We start from the raw sequence: 16,484 nt of genomic DNA on the forward strand, positions 1-16,484 counted from the left end.
CCGCACGGCGGACGCTCCATGACTGCCCGCCGTACGGCGGGCGAACGCCCCGTGCGGCACCCCTCCGAGCCGTGGCGACGCGCCGGCCGAACGGTCACTCGCCGGTGCGCCACCGGTGGTCGGGCAGGTGGCGCACGTCGAACTTCTCCTCCGCGGCGCGCCACTTCTCGGGACCGGGGAAGCGCGGCTGGTGGGGGAGGGTGACCTCCTCGGTGGGCGCGCCGAGGTTCTCGAAGAACCGCTCGAAGGTGGTTCCCGCGCCGGCGGCCACGCCGACGACCCGGCTGTGGTGGCGCTCTATGCGGTAGGCGTGCGGACAGTTCTTTGGCACGAAGCCGAAGTCGCCGCTGGTCAGCAGCTTTTCATGCTGCTCGCCCCGAAGGTCCTCGGCGAACAGGCGCACCGCGCCGTCGGTGACGTAGAACACCTCGTAGGTGTCCGCGTGGACGTGGGTGGGGATGAGGTCGCCCTTGGGGCCTTCGACGGTGAAGAAATTGAAACCGTTCTCGGTCTGCTCGCCGCCGGCGTAGACGGTGACCAGGTCGCCGATCAGGTGGGCGCGGTCGCCCATGCCCTTCTCGAGGAAATAGGGGACGCCCGGCTCGGTGGGAATGTGCGAGCGGGAGCGGTGCCGGGTGGCGAACTCCATGGTCATGGGAGACCTCCGAAAAAGGGGAAGAGATTGTCAGGCTACCTGACAGTCTCTTCCCCCTGAGGTCGGGGCAGGCCCCGGCCGGTGGGACGGCCACCCCCGCCCCTCGTGTGCGCCGTTCCGGCGGACGACCGCGGCTACCGGGGCACCTCGACAATCGGCGGCTCTCCCCGAGCCGCGCCCAGCCCCTCCCGCAACGCGGTGACCGTGGCGGCGCCGATCCGGTCGGCCAGGACGTCCTCGATGACGGCGATCGCGGCCAGGGCACGCCGATGCACCCGGCTGCCTTCGGCGGTGGGGCGGACCAGGCTGCTACGGCCGGAAGCCGGGTCGTGCACCTGCTCCAGCAGCCCCATGGCGACCAAGCTGCGCACGGCCTGGTGCGCGGTCTGCCGAGTGACCCCGATCCTGCGGGCCAGCTCGGAGATCGAAGTTCCCTCATCGGCGAGCACGGCGAACACCCCGGCCTGCGCCGCGGTCACCGATTGCTCGCCGGCGGCCCGCATGCTGGCCAGCAGCGCCTCTTCGAACCAGCGCTTGGCCTCGGCGAGCAGTTGGGGCAGGTTCGGTGCGGGCTCGCTCATGGCTCCTCTAAAGACAGGGGATTGCGAGCATAACCGCCGCTCGACGCCGCCCCTCGGCATCGCCGGGCCGGCCGGGCGGAGCGCGGATTCCGGCGGCCGGCGCGGGCCGCGCGCGGCGCGGAGCCGGCACCCGGGCCCGTGCATCCGGCCGGGCGTCCCGGGGGGAAGTCGTACGGGGCCACGACAGGCACCGAAGCGGCGTTGCGGTGATGATCGGCCGGAGGGGCACCATGCCGGACGACCGGGAAGGAGCGGACCGTGGAGACGGGACGGGTTGAGCACGGCGAGGGGCTGCACTGCCTGGTGACCGGTGCGACGGGCTACATCGGCGGACGGCTGGTACCGCCGCTGCTGGCCGCCGGACACCGGGTCCGCTGCCTGGCCCGTACCCCCGCCAAGCTCCGCGACCACCCCTGGGCGCACGACGTCGAGACCGTCCGGGGCGACGTCACCGACCCGGCGTCCGTCGCCGGGGCGATGCGCGGTGTCGACGTGGCCTACTACCTGGTGCACGCGCTCGGCACCGGGGCGGGCTTCGAGGAGACGGACCGCACGGCGGCGCGCGTCTTCGCCGAGCAGGCGCACGCGGCGGGCGTGCGCCGGATCGTGTACCTGGGCGGACTGACACCCGAGGGCGTGCCCGAACACGAGCTGTCCCCGCACCTGCGCTCCCGCGCCGAGGTCGGGCGGATCTTCCTCGACGGGCCCGTGCCCGCCGCCGTGCTGCGGGCCGCGGTGATCATCGGCTCGGGTTCGGCCTCCTTCGAGATGCTGCGCTACCTGACCGAGCGCCTCCCGGTGATGGTCACCCCGAGCTGGGTGCACACCCGCATCCAGCCCATCGGGGTACGGGACGTGCTGCGCTACCTCGTCGGCTCGGCCCGGATGCCCTCCGACGTGAACCGCGCCTTCGACGTCGGCGGGCCGGACATCATCACCTACCGGGACATGATGCTCCGCTACGCCGCCGTCGCCGGACTGCGCCACCGTCTGATCCTTCCCGTACCGCTGCTCACCCCCCGCCTGTCGAGCCACTGGATCGGCCTGGTGACGCCGGTTCCCGCGTCCATCGCCCGCCCGCTGACCGAGTCGCTGCGCCACGAGGTGGTCTGCCACGAGCACGACATCGCGCGGTACGTGCCCGACGGCCCCGGCCGGCCGCTGCCCTTCGACGAGGCGCTGAAGCTCGCGCTGACCAGGGTGCGGGACGCGAAGGTCGCCACCCGCTGGTCCTCGGCCTCGGTGCCCGGGGCGCCGAGCGACCCCCTGCCCACCGACCCCGACTGGGCGGGCGGCAGCCTCTACCAGGACGAGCGGCACCTCTCCGTGGACGCGTCCCGCGAGGCCCTGTGGAGGGTGGTCGAGGGCATCGGCGGGGACAACGGCTGGTACTCCTTCCCGCTGGCCTGGGCCGTCCGGGGCTGGCTGGACCGCTTCGTCGGCGGCGTCGGCCTGCGGCGCGGACGCCGGGACGCCGAGCGGCTGCGGGTGGGCGACTCGCTCGACTTCTGGCGGGTGGAGGAGATCGAGCCGGGGCGCCTGCTGCGGCTGCGCGCCGAGATGCGGCTGCCGGGCCTCGCCTGGCTGGAGATGTACGCCGAGACCGACGGAGACGGCCGCACCCGCTACCGCCAGCGGGCGCTGTTCCACCCGCGCGGCCTGTCCGGGCACCTGTACTGGTGGAGCGTGTCGCCCTTCCACGCCGTGGTCTTCGGGGGGATGGCCCGGAACATCACCCAGGCGGCGGCGAAGGGCATGGCGGCCCGCGCCGGCACCCGCCCCCCGGGACGGCGTGTCCGGAGGAGGCACACCGCCCGGAGGTGACGGGAGCCGCCCGGCACCCCGTACGGCCGCCGCCCCCGCCCCGCACCCCGCCTCCGCTCCGTGCGCCCCGGTGCTCTCCGTCCGTTCGCCCGTTCACCCGTTCACCGTTCACCCCGTTCACCCCGTGCCCCCAGGAGTGGCGCCATGACCGTCGCGGTCGTCCTGTTCACCTCGGACCTGCGCCTGCACGACCACCCACCGCTGCGGGCGGCGCTGCGCGCCGCCGACGAGGTCGTGCCGCTCTTCGTGCTCGACCCCGGCATCCGTGCGGCGGGCTTCGACGCCCCCAACCGGCGGGCCTTCCTCGCCGACTGCCTCGCCGACCTCGACGCCGGTCTGCGCCGGCGCGGCGGGCGGCTCGTGGTGCGCTCGGGACCCGTGGTGCGGGAGGTGACCGCCGTCGTCGCCGAGTGCGGGGCCACCGAGGTCCACCTCGCGGCCGGCGTCACCCGTTACGCCCACCGGAGGGAGGAGGCGCTCGCCAGGGAACTGGAGGCGCGGGGCGTCGCCCTCCACGTGCACGACTCGGTGATCACGGCCGTGGCCCCCGGTGTGCTGACCCCCGCGGGCTCGGACCACTTCGCCGTCTTCACCCCGTTCTTCCGCCGCTGGTCCCAGGCCGCCCTGCGGGACCCCTACGACCCGCCGCGTGCGGTCCGCGTCCCCGCAGCCGTACGAGGGGAGGACCCGCCGTCCCGCCACGACGTCACCGGCGTCTCGCCGGGCCTCGGGCCGGGCGGGGAGACCGCGGGCCGGGACCGGTTCGCCCGCTGGACGCGCTCCGGGCTCGCCGCGTACGCCGACCGGCAGGACGACCTGGCCGGGGACGCCACCTCCCGCCTGTCGCCCTACCTCCACTTCGGCGCGCTGTCCCCCGTGGAGCTCGCGCGCCGGGCGTCGGCGCACGGGGGGCCGGGCGGCGAGGCCTTCGTACGGCAGCTCTGCTGGCGCGACTTCCACTACCAGGTCCTCGCCGCCCGTCCCGCCGCGTCCGTCCGTGACTACCGGACGCGCCAGGACCGCTGGCGCACCCCCGAGGAGGCGGCGGAGGAGATCACCGCGTGGCGGGATGGCCGCACCGGCTACCCCGTGGTCGACGCCGCCATGCGCCAGCTTCGCCACGAGGGCTGGATGCACAACCGCGCCCGCCTGCTCACGGCGAGCTTCCTCACCAAGACGCTGTACGTCGACTGGCGCATCGGCGCCCGGCACTTCCTGGACCTCCTGGTGGACGGCGACGTCGCCAACAACCAGCTCAACTGGCAGTGGATCGCCGGCACGGGCACCGACACCCGGCCGCACCGGGTGCTCAACCCCGTGATCCAGGGCAAGCGGTTCGACCCGGAAGGGGAGTACGTACGGCGCTGGGTGCCCGAACTGCGGTCCGTCGACCCGCGGCGCGTCCACGAGCCCTGGCGGCTGCCCGAGGCCGAGCGCGCCGCGCTGGACTACCCCCCGCCCCTGATCGACCTCGACGCCGGCCTCGCGCGTTTCCGGCAGGCACGGGGCCGGTCCTGACGCCCGCCGCCGCCCGCGGCGGTTGCACGGCCCCGGGCCGTCTCGGCAAGGTGGCGGGCATGGACGTCCTCTTCGGGCCGCAGGGGGAGCGGGCCCACCAGCGCGCCCGTCCGGCCCGGAAGGCGGCCGGCACCGGGGACGCGGCCGGTACCGGTGACGGGACCGGCGACGACGGGACCCGCTTGCCCCCGGGTGCCGGCTGAGCGGAACCGGCGTGTGCGCGTACGCCCCGGCGTGCTCCCGGCGGGTCAGCCGGAACCGCCGGGGCGGGCGCTGCGGAAGGTGCGCCGGTAGGTGTCCGGGGGCACGCCCACGCTGCGGTGGAAGTGCCGGCGCAGGGTCGTGGCGGTGCCCAGGCCGGTGGCCGCGGCGATCGACTCGACGGTGTCGTCGGTGGTCTCCAGGAGCTCCTGCGCCCGGTGGACGCGCTGCGTCAGCAGCCACCGCAGCGGAGTGGTGCCGGTGACCGCCGTGAAGTGGCGGGCCAGGTTGCGGGAGCTCATGTTCGCCCGGCGGGCCAACTGCTCCACCGTGAGCGGCTGGTCCAGGCGCCGCATCGCCCAGGACAGCAGGTCGGCGAGGGACCGGTCGCGCGGCTCCGGCAGCGGCGTCGCGACGAACTGCGCCTGGCCGCCCGCCCGGTGCGGCGGCACCACCAGGCGGCGGGCCACCTGGTTGGCGACGGCCGCCCCGTGGTCCAGGCGCACCAGGTGCAGGCACAGGTCCATGGCGGCCGCCTTGCCGGCGGAGGTGAGCACCCGGCCGTCGTCCACGTAGAGCACGTCCGGGTCGACCCGGACGCGCGGGTACCGGGCGGCCAGCGCCGGGGCGTGCATCCAGTGGGTGGTGGCCCGCCGTCCGTCCAGCAGCCCGGCGGCGGCCAGCACGAAGGCGCCCGTGCACAGCGACGCCACCCGGGCCCCGGCGTCGTACGCGGCCCGTACGGCGTCCACCAGCTCGGTGGGCGGGTCCTCGTCCGGGTCGGCGCACGCCGGGACGATCACCGTGTCCGCGTGGACGAGCCGGTCGAGGCCCGCGTCCGGCTCCAGGCGGAACCGCTCGCCGACCCGTGCCCCGGCCGGGCCGCAGAGGGTGAACGTGTACCAGGGGTCGGCCAGGTCGGAGCGGTCGACGCCGAACACGTCGCACGCGGCGGCGAGTTCGAAGTGCGGGACTCCGGCGGAAACGGCCAGCGCGACGGTCCTCATGTCCGAAAGTGTACGGGTGCGGGCATTGCCGCCACTCCCGGCCGGCGCCCCGGCCGCAGCAGGATGGCACCAGTGATCGATGCGTGTGGTCGGAACGGAAAAGGGGAGACATCCGATGGGAACGACTCAGACGGTCGCGGTCTACGGCGCCTACGGGCACACCGGCCGATTCGTGGTGGCGGAGCTGGTGGAGCGGGGACTGAACCCGGTCCTGTCCGGACGGGATCCGGACGGGCTCCGCGCGCTCGCGGAGTCGTTCCCCGGCCTGGAGGTCAGACAGGCGTCCGTGGACGACGCCGCCGCCCTCGACGCCGCGCTGTCCGGCGCCGCGGCGGTGATCAACTGCGCGGGACCGTTCGCCGCGACGACCGCGCCCGTGATCGAGGCGGCCCTGCGCGCACGGATCCCCTACGTCGACGTGGCGGCCGAAGTGGAGGCGGTGGCCGACACGTTCGCGCGGTTCGACGGGCCCGCCCGGGACGCCGGCGTCCTCGTCGTACCGGCGATGGCCTTCTACGGCGGCCTCGGCGACCTGCTCGCCACCGCCGCGGCGGGCACCTGGGCACAGGTGGACGAGGTCCACCTGGCGTACGCGCTCAGTAGCTGGCACCCCACGTCCGGCACCCGCAAGTCCTCCCGGGTCTCCCGGAGCCGGCGCGAAGGGCGGCGCCTGGTGTTCGCGGACGGCCGGCTGCACCTGCGGACCGACCGGGCGCCCACCGGGCGGTGGACCTACCCCGCACCGGTCGGCCAACGGGACGTGGTGGGGGAGTTCACCACCGCGGACAGCGTCACCATCCCCCGCCACGTCACCACCCGGGCGGTGCACACGGTCATGACGGCCGAAGCGGTACGGGACGTGCTCGACCCGGACGCCACGGCGCCGGTGCCGGCCGACGAGCGCGGGCGCTCCGACCAGACGTTCCTCGTCGACGTCGTCGTGCGCTCCGGCGGCGACCGGCGCCGCGCGGTGGCCCGTGGCCGGGACATCTACGCCGTCACCGCGCCCCTCGCCGTGGAGGCCACCCTGCGCGTCCTCGCCGGAGAGGTCACGAGGACCGGTGCCGCCACCGCGGGGGAGGCCTTCGACGCTCCGGGCTTCCTCCGCGCGCTGTCCCCGCACCTGTCGTTCGAGCTGGGTCCGGTCGAGTCCGGCGAGCCCGCCCGCACATGAGCCCCGGGCGACCGGGGACCACCCGAGGCCGTGCGCGGCACGCGCGTTAGTGTGCGCGGATGAGTCTTCATGTCGTCATCGGGTTCGGGCCCGCCGGGGCGGCCACCGCCCGGCTGCTGGCCCGTCAGGGCCATACCGTACGTGTCGTCACCCGGTCGGGGAGGGCCCCGGAGCCGGGCATCGAGCACCTCGCGCTGGACGCGAGGGACGGCGAGCGGCTGAGCGACGCCGCACGGGGCGCGGCCGCCATCCACGGCTGCGCCGCGCCGCCCTACCACCGCTGGGCGGCGCAGTGGCCGCCGCTGGTCGCCTCGCTCTGCTCGGCGGCCGAGGCGACCGGGGCCGTCCTGGTCCTGCTGGGCAACCTCTACGGCTACGGGCCGGTGGACGGCCCCCTCACCGAGGACCTGCCCCTCGCCGCGACCGGCACCAAGGGGCGGGTGCGCGCCGCCGGATGGGAGCGGGCCGCCGAACTGCACGAGCGGGGCCGCATACGGGCGGTCGAGGTCCGGGCGTCGGACTTCTTCGGGCCGGGCGTGACCGACGGCGGCCACCTCGCCGCGCGGGTCGTGCCACGGCTGCTGCGCGGCAAGCCCGTCACCACGCTCGGTGACCCGGACGCCCCCCATAGCTGGACCTACGTCCCCGACGTGGCCAGGGCCCTGGTGGAGGTCGCGGGCCAGGAGCGGGCCTGGGGGCGTGCCTGGCACGTGCCGACCGCACCCGCCCTGTCGGTGAGGGAGATGGCCGCCCGGCTGGCCGCCGAGGCGGGCACCGGGCCGGTCGCGGTGCGCCGTCTGCCGCCGGCCGTCCTCACGGCCGGGGCGATCGTCTCCCCGCTGCTGCGTGAACTCAAGGAGATTCGTTACCAGTTCGACCGGCCCTTCGTCCTGGACGCCCGTGCCTACGAGGCCGCGTTCACGGTCCGGGCCACCCCCCTGGACGAACAGGTCGAGGCCACGGTGGCCTGGTGGCGCGGCCGGTGAGCCGAAGGGGCGCCGTTCGAGAGCACCCCGGAGGCGGACCGGGCACGGGAGGGAGGACGCCCGACCTGCGAGAGTCCGCACAACACGCCGGTGTTTTCCCGGCGTCGCCCGCCGTCCCCCTGTGATGCCGTGCCGCACCGCCGAAACGCCCCCCACCGGGCCCTGCGGCCGCGCCGGGGCCGTGGCGGCACGGACGCCCGTCCTCCCGCGCGGCCGTGCCGCCCGGTGATCCCGCCCCGCGCGCCCGCCGCGCGGCCGCCCCGCGACCGTACGATCCCGTCGGCCGCACGGGCGGCGCGATCATGACGGCGGCAGACCGGCGGAGGCGGCCGGGAGGGGAGCGGTCCGATGACCACCGACGGCGCGACACGAGCGGCGGACACGTACACCGGCACCCGCCCGCCCGCGACCCCCGGCCCCTACGAGCGGTCACTGGCGGACCTGTTCGCCGACGTGGCGCGCGCCCACCCGCGGCGGTGCGCGGTGGCCGGGCGCGAGGTGAGCCACACGTACGCCGAACTGGCCGCGCTCGCCGAGCGGTTCGCGCGGGGGCTCATGGCGTACGGGGTGGGGCCGGGGTCCGTCGTCGGCGTCATGGGCCGGCGCGGACCGGAGTCCTGCGTGGCGATCCTGGGTGCCGCGTACGCCGGCGCCCCGTACCTGCCCCTGGACGCGTCGCTCCCGGCCGACCGGCTGGACGCCATGCTGGAGGACGCCGGCGCGGCGGTGGTGGTCCGGCTGCCGGGGACGGACCGGGCCGGGACCGGCCGGGTGCCGGTGCTGGACCACCAGGACGTCCTGGACGCCGGCGGCTCCCGTGCGGCGGCGGCGTCCGGCCCGCCCGCCCCGCCCCGCGCGGCGGCGACGACGCCCGCGTACGTGATGTTCACCTCGGGCACCACGGGGCGCCCCAAGGCGGTCGCGGTGCCCCAGCGCGGGGTGGCGAGGCTCGCGCTCGGCAACGGCTTCCTGGACGTCCGCCCCGAGGACCGGGTGATGCACGCGGCGGCCCTGTCGTTCGACGCCTCGGTGCTGGAGACGTGGCCGGCCCTGCTGAACGGTGCCTGCCTGGTGCCGGTGGCCTCGGAGGTGCTGCTGGCGCCGCACGCGCTGCACCGGTTCGTCGTGCACGAGGGCATCACCGTGCTGTTCCTGACCACCGGCCTCTTCCACCTGGTGGCCCGGGAGCGGCCGGAGACGTTCGCGGGGCTGCGCTACGTGGTGACGGGCGGTGAGGCGCTGCGGCCCGACGCCGCCCGCCGCGTCCTCGCACGGGGCAGGCCCCGGCACCTGGTCAACGCGTACGGGCCCACCGAGGCGGCCTGTGTGGCGCTCGCCCACGAGGTCACCCGGGTGGCCGCCGACGCGACGTGCGTCCCGGTCGGTCGCCCGATCGCCGACACCGTCTGCCATGTCCTCGGCGAGGACGGGAAACCCGCCGCGACGGGCGAGGTGGGCGAGCTGTGCATCGGCGGGGGCGGCGTCGCCCACGGGTACCTCAACGATCCGGACGGGACCGCCCGCCGGTTCGTCACCCTGGACCCGGCGTCCGCGTCGGACCCCGTCACCGGACCCGGCGTACCCCCGGGCGGCGGACCGCGACGGGTGTACCGCACCGGTGACTTCGTGCGCCGCCGCGCCGACGGGGTGATCGAGTTCTGCGAGCGCCGGGACGACCAGGTCAAGGTCAGGGGCTTCCGCGTCGAACCGGAGGAGGTCCGCACCGCCCTGACCCGGCATCCCGAGGTGGGGGACGCGGTCGTGGTGGCCCGCGAGGACGGCACCAGCCGCGCCCTGCACGCCTACGTCACCCCCGCCGGGCCCGGACGGGCCCCCGCCGCACCGGAGTTGCGGACGTTCCTCACCGAGGCGCTGCCGGCGTTCATGGTCCCGGCCACCTTCACCGTGCTCGACCGGCTGCCCCTCGCCCCGAGCGGCAAGGTGGACCGTGCCGCCCTCCCGGCACCCGCGGCCCCCGCCCCCGCCCGCGTCGCCGGCACCGGCGCCGCCGGCCCGGACCCGGAGGCTCCCGGCGGGCACGGCGCCGGGCCGGGTTCCGTGGCCGCCGCGGTCGCGGCGGCCTGGGCGGACCTCCTGCCACTGGGCCGGGCCGAACCGGACGACGACTTCTTCGCGTGCGGCGGCAGTTCGCTCCTGGCGGTCCGGCTCGTGGCCCGCGTGCGCAAGGCCCTGGGCATCGACCAGCGGCACGGCTACGAGCTGGTCACCCGGCTGCTGGACGAGCCGACCGTACGGGCCTTCACCGCCGCCGTCGAAGCCGTCGCCGGCGACACCCGGGATCCCGGTGACACCGGGGTTCCCGGCGACCCGGGTGATCCCGGGGCGCGTGGACCGCGGACCGCGCCCGTGGACCGCTGGCGCCCCGACCTCCACTGGGACATGCCGCCGGTCACCGGCGCCGCCCCCCGCCCGCGGTGGCGGGCCCCCCGGCACGTGTTCCTCACCGGAGCCACCGGGTTCGTCGGCGCCTATCTGCTGCGTGAACTGCTGGACCGTACGGACGCCGACGTCCACGCCCTGGTCCGCGCCCGGGACTCCGCGCACGCCCTGGACCGCCTCGTCCGGGCCCAGGCGCGCTACGGCATCACCCGGCCGCTGCCCGCGCACCGGGTGCGCCCGCTCGTCGGGGACCTCACCCTGCCCCGCCTGGGCCTGGGCGAACGGGACTGGGAGGAGCAAGCCGCCCGCGCCGACGTGGTCCACCACTGCGGGGCCGAGGTCAACTTCCTGTACCCGTACGAGAAGCTGCGCGCCGCCAACGTGTACGGCACCCGCGAGGTCATCGCCCTGGCGGCCCGCCGCGCGGTCCCGCTGCACCACGTGTCCACCGTGGCGGTGGTCCACGGCATGGGCGCCGCGGGCCTGCGGACGGTCACCGAACGGACGCCGCTCAACCACGTCGAGCTGCTGTCCATGGGGTACACCGAGAGCAAGTGGGTCGCCGAGGAACTCGTCCGGGGCGCGGGCCGCGCCGGTCTGCCCGTCACCGTCCACCGGCCGTACGAGGTGTCGGGCGACACCACCGGCCACACCTGGAACAGCGGCGCGGCACTGTGCGAGTTCTTCCGCGTCATCACCGAGACCGGTCTGGCCCCGGATCTCGACCTCCCGCTGAACCTGGTGCCGGCCGACTTCGTCGCCGGAGCCGTCGTCCACCTCGCCACGCACCGGCGGGCGGTGGGCCGGACCTACCACCTGACCAACCCGCGGCCCGCCGTGCTCGGCACCATGGTGGACCGGCTGCGCGCCCACGGGCACCGGATCCGCACCGTCGGCTACCGGGAATGGGTGGACGCCATGACCGCCGAGCTGGCGCGGCGGCCGTCGCACCCCTTCAGCCCGTTCGCCGAACTGTTCACCACCGGGACCACCGCCGGCGGCACCACGGTCACGGTGCAGGAGCTGTCCACCGCCGGCCACGCGCCGCTGCTGGACCGTACCGGCCTGGAGACCGACCTGGCGGGGAGCGGCCTGACCTGCCCACCGGTCGACGCCCGCCTCCTGGACGCCTACATCCGCCGGTTCCACGCCTCCGGCTTCATCCCCGCCCCGTGAGAGGACGACCGTGACCGTTCTCCCCCCGCCCGTCCCGGACCTGACCGATCCCCGCACCTTCCTGCCCGAGCCGCCGCACGAGCTGTGGGCAGCGCTGCGCCGCCGCGACGGTCTGCACCACCAGGAGCGGGACGGCGCGCCCGGGTTCCACTCGGTGACCCGCCACGCCGACGTCGACGCGGTCCTGCGGGACTCGGCCACATACAGCTCCGAATGGGGCATGACACTGGACACCGCGCTCGGCGAACGGGACGCGGCGGCCGGCCGGATGATCGAGCTCACCGATCCGCCGCGCCACCGGCGGCTGCGCCGGCTGGTCAGCGGCGGGCTGACCCGCTCGGCCGCGCACACGATGGACGGGGTGCTGCGCCGGTACGTCGACCGGTGGGTCGAGGACGCGGTGCGGGCCGGGCGGACCGACTTCGTGGCGGCCGTCAGCGCCCGCGTACCGGCGGCGGCGACGGGGCTGCTGCTCGGCCTGCCCGAGCCGGAGTGGCGGCCCCTGTCCGAGCACGCGAGCCGCGCGGTGTGCGGCTCCCTCGCCGCGCACGACCCGGCCGCCGGTGACCTGACGGCCCGGCGCCGGTCGACGGCCACCGCCAACGGGCAGCTCCTCGCGCACCTGGCCGGTCTGATCGAGGACGAGGACCTCCTGGCCGCCGACGGGCTGGTGCGCCGGCTGCTGGAAGGGGAGATCGACGGCGACCGTCTCACCCGCGAGGAAGTGCTGCTGAACTGCCTCAACCTCGCCATCGGGGGCAACGAGACCACCAAGAACGCCACGGCGGCGGGAGTGGCCGCGTTCGCCCGGCACCCCGAGCAGTGGCAGTGGCTGCGGGACCACCCCGAGCACCTGGACCGGGCCGTCGAGGAGGTCCTGCGCCACACCACCCCGCCCCTGCACCTGGTGCGGACGGTGACGTCCCCGGCGGTGCTGGGCGGTACCCGCCTGGAGCCGGGCGACCTGCTGTGCCTGTGGCTGCCGTCGGCCAACCGCGACGAGGACGTCTTCCCCGACGCCGACGACTTCCGGGTCGACCGCGCCGACAACCCGCACCTGGCGTTCACCAGCGGCCGGCACTTCTGCATGGGCGCGGCCCTGGCCCGCACCCAGATGCGCCTGGTCTTCGGGGCACTGCTGGAGCGGGTCGCCCGCATCCGCCCGGCGGGCGCCCCGGCCCGCCGGGCGTCGAACTTCGTCGCCGCCTACGACAGTCTGCCGGTCACCCTCGTCGCCGGCTGACCCCGGCGCACGTCCCGCGCCCGGCCGGCGCGGGCCACGGCCGTACCGAGGAGGGCGGCGGCGGTGAGCAGCCCGATCCGGTAGGCGTCGGTCAGGCCCTGCCACGCCAGCTCGCCCTGCTGGTGGACGACGAAGCCGTCGTAGAAGAGCCAGCACACCGCGGTGCAGAGGGGGACCGCCCGGGGGTGGGCCCGCAGCCCCAGGGTGGCCGAAAGCGCGCAGTACGCGACCAGCGCGACCGCCGGGTGCCGCAGCCCGCCCACCGCCCCCAGTACGGGCAGCAGGTAACCGGACCCGACGAACGCGGCCGCGCACACGGCGGCGGTGGAGTACGTCCACGGTGCGGAATCCTCACCGGGGCGGACGACAGTGCCCAGGGTGCGCCGCAGAACGCCGACCATGGCCTCTCCTCGGTTCCAGCCGTACGCGTGTCCCGCCGTGCCGGGCGCCGGCGGTACGCCCACCGGTGCCGTCCACCACTGTGGGACCGCGGCACGGCCGGGACAAAGACGTCGACCGGCCATGTCCGCCGCCCGGGGGGACGCGTGCCGCGCCCGCCCGGAGGGGTGTGACGGGGCGCGTGCCGGACCCGGTGCGCCGGGGGGCGCCGGGCGCCGGGTCAGGCGCCGTCGCGGAGGACGACCACGTACCGGTCGTCGTAGGGGGCGCCCTCGTCCTCCGGCAGCAACCGCAGCTCCAGGGGCGCGCGTTCACCGGGGAAGCGGACCTCCACGTACGCCTCCTTCCCGCCCGGGGAGAACGCGGCCGTGCCCGGGCGCCGTGCGGCGTCGTGCCAGCGGGCGACCCAGCGCTCGGCGTCGTCCTCCGTGCCGCCCCCGTCCCCGGCGAGTTCGGCCAGGCCGGCGGCGTCCCCGTCCTTCAGACGGGCCAGCACGTGCTCGGTGGTGGCGAGGCTGCCGGGGGTGGGGCGCCCGGTGACCGTGAGGTCGAGGGCGGCGGTGCCGTCCTTGACACGGCCGGGCGTTTTGTCGGTGACCAGGGCGTCGCAGCCGCCGAGCAGCGGTACGAGCAGGACGAGTCCCAGGGCCGCGGCCCAGGTGCCGCCCGCCCGTCCCGTCCCGGCGCCGGGCCGGGTGCCGCGTGCCACGTTCACTCCTCCCCGGAGCCCGGGCCGGAGCCGGAGTCGGCGCCCGGGCCGGAGCCGGCGCCCGAGCCGGTGCCGGTGCGGCGGGCGTAGGCGCGGGCGGCGCGGGCGCGGTCGCCGCACCGGGTGGAGCACCAGTGGCGGCGTCCGTGGCGGATCAGGAACCGGTTGCAGGGCGGTGAGCCGCAGGCGGTGAGGCGCTCGGCGTGGGGGCCGGTGAGCAGGTCGGCGGCGTCGGCGGCCAGGGTCGCCACCGCGTGGTCCACGATCTGGGTGGTGGGGTGCGGGGCCACCCGGTAGGGGCCCTTCCTGTCGTCCCACTGCAACAGCGGGGCCGTGGGCACCCGGTTCATGGCGTCGTTGAGGGCGCCGACGGCGGCGGGGAGCGCGGGCACCGCGGCGACCCGGGACGCGAGCAGCGATCTGACCTGCTCCCGGAGCGAGCGGAGCTGTGACGCGCACATCTCCCGCATCCCGGCGTCGGCCGGGGCCAGCCCGCGGTCGAGGAGCCACCGGTTGGCCGCCGCCGGGGTGCCCAGCAGGTCGGTGAACTGCCCGCCGGGCAGTGCGACGGCGCTGTTGGCCAGGGCGAGGGAGAGGTGCCGCTCCTCGCCCGGCGCGGGCGGCGGGGCGGGCTCGGCCGTCGGGATTCCACTCATGGGTCTCATGGTACGCCTTGCCGTCATCCGTGAGAAACGTCTACTGTCCTCTCACGGATAGAGTTGATTTCAACCGTGAGGAACTGTCATGCCCTCTTCTGCTGCGACCGTTGAAGCGCGTTTTCCCGTCCGGGTGTTCGGGGGCCCGACCGCCCTCTTCGAGTACGGCGGCCTGCGCTTCCTGACCGACCCGACCTTCGACGCCCCCGGTGACTACGGGACGCCGGGCCGCCCCGTGCTGACCAAGACCGCCGCACCCGCCGCCGCTCCCGCCGGCCTCGGCCCGGTCGACGTGGTCCTGCTGTCCCACGACGAGCACGCCGACAACCTCGACACCTCCGGCCGGGCGCTGCTGGCCGACGTGCCCCTCGTCCTCACCACTCCGGGCGGCGGCCGGCGCCTCGGCGCCCGGGGGCTGGCCGACTGGGAGTCCGTCGAGCTGGACCGCCCCGGCGGTGGCACGGTCACCGTGACCGGCGTCCCCGCCGTCCACGGGCCCGGCTCCCGCGAGGAGGTCGAGAGCGTCACCGGGCAGGTCGTCGGCTTCGTCCTCACCGGGGAGGGGCTCCCCACGGTCTACGTCAGCGGCGACAACGCCTCGCTCGAAGCGGTCCGGTCGATAGCCGACCGCTTCGGCCCCGTGGACACCGCCGTGCTCTTCGCCGGGGCGCCCCGCTTCCCGGTCCTCTACGACGGCGGGCTGCTGGTGCTGGACAGCGTCCAGGCCGCCGAGGCCGCCCGCGTCCTCGGGGCGCGCCGGGTCGTCCCCGTGCACTACGACGGCTGGGCGCACTTCACCGAGGGGCGTGACGCGCTGCTGGCCGCCTTCACCGCTGCCGGGCTGGCCGACCGCCTCGACTGGGGCCACCGGGGCTGACCCGGGGGCGGCGCGGCGGCCTCGTGGAGATTTCTACCGAGGGGTAGGCCGGGGCGGCCCTCCTGCTGTACGGTCCGTGCGACGGCTTGCTTACATCTTGTCTAACAAGCGGGGGATCCCGCTCGATTCGAGGAGCACCAGCATGGCCAGCAGCACCGTCCGGCCGGAGAACCGGAACGGACCCCACGCACCCGAGGTCGCCCGCCGCCTGCTCGACTCGGCGGCGACGCTGTCGTACGACCCGGCCACCGAGGTGGACTGGGACACGCCGCTGGACAAGGACTTCCACGGCGCCAGCCCCGAGTGGAGCACCCTCTACGGCACCGCCTACTGGCGGGAGATGACCGAGGCGCAACGCAAGGAGCTGACGCGCCAGGAAGCCGCCTCGGTGGCCAGCACCGGCATCTGGTTCGAGATGATCCTCCAGCAGATGGTGCTCCGCGACATCTACGCCAAGGACCCGACCGACCCCCGCTTCCAGTGGGCGCTCACCGAGATCGCCGACGAGTGCCGGCACTCCATCATGTTCGCGCGCGGCGCGCAGAAGCTGGGGGCACCCGCCTACCGCCCGCACCGTGTCGCGGTCGAACTCGGCAGGGTCTTCAAGACCCTCGCCTTCGGAGAGGCCGCGTACGCCGCCATCCTCGTCGCCGAGGAGGTGCTCGACGTCATGCAGCGCGACTGGATGCGCGACGAGCGGGTCGTGCCCTTCGTCCGCACCATCAACAACATCCATGTCGTCGAGGAGTCACGGCACATGAAGTTCGCCCGCGACGAGACGCGCAAGCGCCTCGCCCGCGCCGGACGGCTGCGCCGCCGCGTCCACGCGGTCCTCGTCGCGATCGCCTCCTACGTCATCGTCACCAGCATGGTGAACAAGGACGTGTACGCCCGGACCGGACTCGACCGGAAGCGCGCCGTCCGCGAAGCCGCGGCCAACGAGCACCACAAGGCCCTGATGCGGTCGAGTTGCGCCGGACTCATGGAGTTCCTCGCCTCGGCCGGGCTGCTCACCAAACCGGCCCTGGTGTTCTACAAGCGCGCCCACCTGATCTGACCGCGGCCGGACCGAGCGGAC

15 protein-coding genes are annotated in these 16,484 nt (G+C 75.5%); 9 read left to right on the forward strand and 6 right to left on the reverse strand.

Annotated features, from left to right (window positions below; genetic code table 11):
• Positions 1–94 precede the first annotated feature (94 nt).
• A complete protein-coding gene (locus tag ACF068_RS04835; protein WP_392272722.1) occupies positions 95–655 on the reverse strand; it encodes a quercetin 2,3-dioxygenase in 561 nt (186 codons plus the stop codon).
• A gap of 134 nt (positions 656–789) precedes the next feature.
• Positions 790–1,236 carry a MarR family winged helix-turn-helix transcriptional regulator gene (locus ACF068_RS04840; protein ID WP_392272723.1) on the reverse strand — a complete coding sequence of 149 codons (447 nt, stop codon included), beginning with the start codon at positions 1,234–1,236 and terminating at the stop codon, positions 790–792.
• A 258-nt stretch (positions 1,237–1,494) separates the two neighbouring features.
• Between ACF068_RS04840 and ACF068_RS04845 the strand changes: the two genes are divergently transcribed.
• The 3 genes from ACF068_RS04845 (at position 1,495) to ACF068_RS04855 (ending at position 4,781) form a co-directional block, all read left to right on the forward strand.
• The gene (locus tag ACF068_RS04845) at positions 1,495–3,060 is read left to right on the forward strand and encodes an SDR family oxidoreductase (protein WP_392272724.1); all 1,566 of its coding nucleotides are present in this window, start codon (positions 1,495–1,497) and stop codon (positions 3,058–3,060) included.
• Between the two features lie 144 nt (positions 3,061–3,204).
• Positions 3,205–4,578: a cryptochrome/photolyase family protein gene (locus tag ACF068_RS04850; RefSeq protein ID WP_392272725.1), complete on the forward strand. Its 1,374-nt coding sequence runs from the start codon at positions 3,205–3,207 to the stop codon at positions 4,576–4,578.
• A 59-nt stretch (positions 4,579–4,637) separates the two neighbouring features.
• Positions 4,638–4,781 (forward strand): hypothetical protein, encoded by a 144-nt coding sequence (locus ACF068_RS04855; protein WP_392272726.1) that lies wholly within the window; start codon positions 4,638–4,640, stop codon positions 4,779–4,781.
• A gap of 45 nt (positions 4,782–4,826) precedes the next feature.
• Here the strand turns inward: ACF068_RS04855 and ACF068_RS04860 are convergent, their stop codons facing one another.
• Positions 4,827–5,786: a GlxA family transcriptional regulator gene (locus ACF068_RS04860; protein WP_392272727.1), complete on the reverse strand. Its 960-nt coding sequence runs from the start codon at positions 5,784–5,786 to the stop codon at positions 4,827–4,829.
• Positions 5,787–5,901: 115 nt separating this feature from the next.
• Between ACF068_RS04860 and ACF068_RS04865 the strand changes: the two genes are divergently transcribed.
• From ACF068_RS04865 to ACF068_RS04880, 4 genes are all read left to right on the forward strand, one after another.
• Positions 5,902–6,960 carry a saccharopine dehydrogenase NADP-binding domain-containing protein gene (locus tag ACF068_RS04865; RefSeq protein WP_392272728.1) on the forward strand — a complete coding sequence of 353 codons (1,059 nt, stop codon included), beginning with the start codon at positions 5,902–5,904 and terminating at the stop codon, positions 6,958–6,960.
• 59 nt (positions 6,961–7,019) lie between these two features.
• The gene (locus ACF068_RS04870; protein WP_392272729.1) at positions 7,020–7,946 is read left to right on the forward strand and encodes an NAD-dependent epimerase/dehydratase family protein; all 927 of its coding nucleotides are present in this window, start codon (positions 7,020–7,022) and stop codon (positions 7,944–7,946) included.
• A gap of 348 nt (positions 7,947–8,294) precedes the next feature.
• Entirely contained in the window at positions 8,295–11,522 is a 3,228-nt protein-coding gene (locus ACF068_RS04875; RefSeq protein WP_392272730.1) for an amino acid adenylation domain-containing protein, read from the forward strand.
• Positions 11,523–11,532: 10 nt separating this feature from the next.
• Entirely contained in the window at positions 11,533–12,765 is a 1,233-nt protein-coding gene (locus tag ACF068_RS04880; RefSeq protein WP_392272731.1) for a cytochrome P450, read from the forward strand.
• Here ACF068_RS04880 and ACF068_RS04885 read toward each other — a convergent pair.
• The 3 genes from ACF068_RS04885 to ACF068_RS04895 all read right to left on the reverse strand — a co-directional run bounded on the left by ACF068_RS04885 (position 12,729) and on the right by ACF068_RS04895 (position 14,529).
• A complete protein-coding gene (locus ACF068_RS04885; protein ID WP_392272732.1) occupies positions 12,729–13,166 on the reverse strand; it encodes a hypothetical protein in 438 nt (145 codons plus the stop codon). The two genes, ACF068_RS04880 and ACF068_RS04885, sit on opposite strands and share 37 nt — an antisense overlap.
• Before the next feature lie 218 nt (positions 13,167–13,384).
• Complete coding sequence (locus ACF068_RS04890; protein WP_392272733.1) at positions 13,385–13,873, reverse strand: hypothetical protein; 489 nt, start codon at positions 13,871–13,873, stop codon at positions 13,385–13,387.
• Between the two features lie 2 nt (positions 13,874–13,875).
• The gene (locus ACF068_RS04895; protein ID WP_392272734.1) at positions 13,876–14,529 is read right to left on the reverse strand and encodes an ABATE domain-containing protein; all 654 of its coding nucleotides are present in this window, start codon (positions 14,527–14,529) and stop codon (positions 13,876–13,878) included.
• Positions 14,530–14,617: 88 nt separating this feature from the next.
• Between ACF068_RS04895 and ACF068_RS04900 the strand changes: the two genes are divergently transcribed.
• Together ACF068_RS04900 and ACF068_RS04905 are read left to right on the forward strand one after the other, a co-directional pair.
• On the forward strand, positions 14,618–15,406 hold the full coding sequence (locus tag ACF068_RS04900) for an MBL fold metallo-hydrolase (RefSeq protein WP_392272735.1): 789 nt from the start codon (positions 14,618–14,620) through the stop codon (positions 15,404–15,406).
• A gap of 142 nt (positions 15,407–15,548) precedes the next feature.
• The gene (locus ACF068_RS04905; protein ID WP_392272736.1) at positions 15,549–16,463 is read left to right on the forward strand and encodes a diiron oxygenase; all 915 of its coding nucleotides are present in this window, start codon (positions 15,549–15,551) and stop codon (positions 16,461–16,463) included.
• Positions 16,464–16,484: the final 21 nt, after the last annotated feature.

The sequence above is a fragment of the Streptomyces sp. NPDC016309 genome (assembly GCF_043077235.1).
In the GTDB taxonomy this organism is placed as follows: domain Bacteria; phylum Actinomycetota; class Actinomycetes; order Streptomycetales; family Streptomycetaceae; genus Streptomyces.